Raw genomic sequence first — 3,831 nt, forward strand, 5'->3', positions numbered from 1 at the left:
ACCACGCCAAAGCGCATCATCAGCCAGCCGGTCAGCGGCACCGAGATGCCGTTGGCGACGGCGAAAGAGGTGATGACCCACGTCCCCTGATCGGAGGCGACGCCGAGATTACCGGCGATAGTCGGCAGGGCGACATTGGCAATGGTCGAGTCGAGCACCTGCATGAAGGTGCCGAGCGCCAGGGCTACGGCGGCCAGAGCCAGCGATACGCCAGTCAGCGGCGCGGGTCCGGCAGGGGAAGAAGATGAGGCCATAAGGCGCTCCATAAGATCAGTTCCCCCCCTGATATCAGGGGGAAATACCGGCGTAGCCGGAAGGAGGTTATGTACGACGGGCCTTACTTCGACACGTCGATCCTGGCCTTCATCGACAGGCCAACGCGCAGCGGATGTTCCTTCAGGTCCTTTTCGTCGATCTGGATGCGCACCGGCAGGCGCTGCACGACCTTGATCCAGTTACCCGAAGCGTTTTGTGCCGGGATCAGCGAAAAGGCCGAGCCCGTGCCGCCGGACACGCCGACGACCTTGCCCTTGTACTTGATGCCTTCGCCGTACAGATCGGAGGTCAGTTCAACCTCCTGACCCGGCTGCACTTTTTTAAGCTGCACTTCCTTGAAGTTGGCATCGACATAGGCCTGCGAAATCGGCACCACCGACATCAGCGGCGTGCCGGTCTGCACCTGCTGGCCGACCTGCACCGCCTTGCGGGTAACAACCCCGGCCACAGGCGCGCGCACCACGGTGCGTTCCAGCGCCAGTTCTGCCGAAGCCAGACGCGCACGCGCTGCCATGATTTCGGGGTTTTCACCCGGCTTGACACCGGCGATCAGCGTCGCATTGCTCTGACGGTTGCCTTCGGCCGCGGCGAGCGCGGCCTGTGCCTGAATGCGGGACGCACGGGCGGCATTGAGGTTGGCGATAGCACCGGCATAGGCGCTTTCGGTCGCCACGACCTCTTCCTGAGACACGGCCCCACTGGTGGCGAGGTTCTTGCGGCGCTCGAACTCGAACCGGGTACGGTTGACCTCGGCCTCGGCGGCCTTGATCCCGGCGTCCGCGCGCACGATGTCGGCTTCGCGGGCCCCCATCTGACCGCCCAGCGCCTTGTCATTGGCGTAGTAGCCCATGACGCGGCGTTCGGCGGTGGCCAAAGCGGCGCGCGCGGACTCGACCGCGATCTTGGCATCGGCATCGTCGATGACCAGCAGCACGTCACCGGCCTTCACCGTCTGGGTTTCCTTGACGAGGATGCGGGCGACCGGCCCGCCAACCAGCGCGTTGACCTGCGCCGTTTCGGCCCCGACATAGGCATTGTCGGTCGAAACATAGTGCGAGGCGACCAGCATGTAATAGGCGCCGTAGCCCAGCACGCCGACGGCCACCACGGCGGCCAGACCGGTCAGGAGCTGACGGCGGCGATCATTGGATTTGGCGGGGAACGTTTGGGAAGGCGTAACGGGCGGGGTGTTTTCAGTATCGGACATGGTGCGTCACTTTTTCTTCAGCGTGGAATTCAGTAGGAACCGCCGAGCGCCTTGACCATGGCGACTTCGAGGGTCAGGGCGCGGCTTTGCAGGGCCGTATTGGCGGTCCGCTGCGACAGGAGATTTTGTTCAATGACCAGCAGGCTGGCATAGTCGCTGAGGCCCGCCTCGTAACGCAGACGGGCCATGCGATAGGCCTCCTCGCTGGCGGTGAGGGCTTCATTGGACAGGCTCAGTCGCTCGCTCAGCGCGGTCTGGCTGGCACCGGTATCGGCGACCTCCTGCATGGCGTTGATGACGGACTGATGATAGCTGGCCAGAGCGACCGACTGATCGGCCTCGGCGCCGCGCAGATTGGCGCGCAGCTTACCCCCTTCAAACAGGGGCAGGCTGATCACCGGACCGGCATTGATGGCGTCGATACCCGACCCGGACAGGTCGTTGAGGAACACCTTGCCTGCAAAGGCCATCAGATTGACATTGGGATAGAAGGACGCTTTGGCGCGCTCGGTGCCGTGCACGGCCTGTTCGGCGCGGGCACGGGCCGCGGCCACGTCCGGACGACGGGCAACCAGCTCCAGATCAATGCGCGCCGGGGCCTTGAAATCGTGCGTATCGGGCAGGACGGGCCTCGGTAGGGCCTCACCAAAGGCCGGGGCCTGACCAGCCAGCGCCGCAATCAGGTGACGCTGGATCAGGATGCGCTCGTTCAGCGCCGCCACCTCGCCCTTGCTGTTGGCGACATTGGCGCGGGCCTGTTCCAGTTCGGCGCGCGGGCGCAGACCGCCTTCGACCTTTTGCGCAACCAGAGACTGCGTGTCCGTGCGGATGGCCAGATTGCGTTCGGCGACATCGAGGTCTTTGTACATATGGCCCAGTTCGAACCAGGCATTGACCAGTGAAGTGGAAAGGACCAGCACGGCCTGCTGTCCGTCGGCGCGGGCGGCTTCGGCGGCGGAGACGGCCGCCTTAACCCCGGCGCGGTTCTTGCCCCAGAAATCCAGCTCCCAGCCGAAATTGATGCCGCCGAGGGTCAGGGCATCGATGGCGGGATCTTTGCCCCCCATCTGCAAGGAGGCGCCCAAGGCCGTCGCCGTGGGATAGAGCGTCGCCTTCTGCGTGTCTTCGAGCGCGCGCGCCTTCAGAAGACGCCCGGCGGCAGCGGTCAGATTGGGAGAGTCGCGCAGGGCCGTTTCGACCAGATCGCTCAGTTGCGCGTCCTTGTAGCTCTCCCACCAGCGCCCGATCAGCATGTCCTGAGGCACAGCGGCGGCAGTCGGCACGGGAGAGACGGACTCGCTTTTCGGCAAGGCCGCGCAGGCGGTGAGCGCCAGAGCGGAAACGCCAAGAAGCAAACCAATTGCGGGTCGTTTAAATACAAACATCAGGTACGCCCTCAGTTTCTCGAACCGTACGGTACGGTCATTTATCTGTTGCGCCTATACGCCGCGATCGCTATATTGTCAATCAAACCGTACGGTACGGTCAGTAATTTTTTGCGCGCCGCAGCAAGCTGATGTATCGACGACACATATTCAAAACGTGGCACAGCGCATTGCCTGCAAATGATTGCACGCCACACCGAGGCTAAGATGCAAGAGTTAAAATCTCGTCCCGACAAGGACGCCCGTCGTGAAGCCATACTGGATGTGGCCAGCCGGATTTTCCTCGAAGAAGGGTTTGACGCCGCGTCCATGTCGGCCATCGCCGCGAAGCTGGGTGGGTCGAAGGGCACGCTTTATAACTACTTCAAGAGCAAGGAAGAACTGTTTGAGGCCTTCGTGGATCGCCACTGCGCGATTCATGCGCGGCTGATCGACTCGTTCGAAGTCGATGGCGGCGGTTATCGCGAAGCCCTGCGCCGCTGGGCCAAGCAATATCTGCGCATTGTGACGTCCGACTCGACCATGCGCAATTACCGCGTCATCATGGCGGTGTCCGAACGCTGGCCCGACATAGGCCGGGCTTTTTACGAAAACGGCCCGCTGCGTGGTGCGCGCAATCTTGCCAGTTTTCTGAATAAGGCCGCAGACGCAGGGGAATTCGTGCTGACAGACAGCTTACGCGCGGCGCATCAGTTTATTGCCCTGTGCCAGAGCCGCTATCAGAAGGCGCGCTTCCTCAACTACCTCCCCGAACCGGATGAGGCCGAAATCGAAACCGAGGTCGAAGCCGCTGTCTCGGCCTTCTATGCCGCCTATGGGCGAAGCGCCTGAACCAGGCATGCCTTAGACAATCCTTACCCCTCGTCGCGGGAAGCACCGCAACATCCTTACGGACAAAGGGCTATACAGAAGCCGCCTCCCCGGCTTCACCCCCTGCCCTTCCTCCCCCTAACCCGGCTATGC

The 3,831-nt window shown here is 62.8% G+C and carries 4 protein-coding genes; 1 reads left to right on the forward strand and 3 read right to left on the reverse strand.

Going from position 1 to position 3,831, the window contains the following annotated elements; all coding sequences use genetic code 11:
* From Q0072_RS14385 to Q0072_RS14395, 3 genes are all read right to left on the reverse strand, one after another.
* The coding region (locus Q0072_RS14385) for an MFS transporter (protein WP_298331403.1) at nucleotides 1-254 on the reverse strand (254 nt) is incomplete at its 3' end.
* Between the two features lie 83 nt (nucleotides 255-337).
* Nucleotides 338-1,483, reverse strand: a complete 1,146-nt coding sequence (locus Q0072_RS14390) for an HlyD family efflux transporter periplasmic adaptor subunit (RefSeq protein WP_298331405.1) — start codon at nucleotides 1,481-1,483, stop codon at nucleotides 338-340.
* Between the two features lie 29 nt (nucleotides 1,484-1,512).
* The gene (locus Q0072_RS14395) at nucleotides 1,513-2,868 is read right to left on the reverse strand and encodes an efflux transporter outer membrane subunit (RefSeq protein WP_298331407.1); all 1,356 of its coding nucleotides are present in this window, start codon (nucleotides 2,866-2,868) and stop codon (nucleotides 1,513-1,515) included.
* A gap of 207 nt (nucleotides 2,869-3,075) precedes the next feature.
* On the opposite strand from Q0072_RS14395, the gene Q0072_RS14400 reads away from it, so the two are divergent.
* Nucleotides 3,076-3,699, forward strand: coding sequence for a TetR/AcrR family transcriptional regulator (locus Q0072_RS14400; protein WP_298331409.1), 624 nt, complete (start codon nucleotides 3,076-3,078; stop codon nucleotides 3,697-3,699).
* The last annotated feature ends 132 nt before the right edge of the window (nucleotides 3,700-3,831 follow it).

It is taken from the genome of Asticcacaulis sp. (genome assembly GCF_027484505.1).
In the GTDB taxonomy this organism is placed as follows: domain Bacteria; phylum Pseudomonadota; class Alphaproteobacteria; order Caulobacterales; family Caulobacteraceae; genus Asticcacaulis.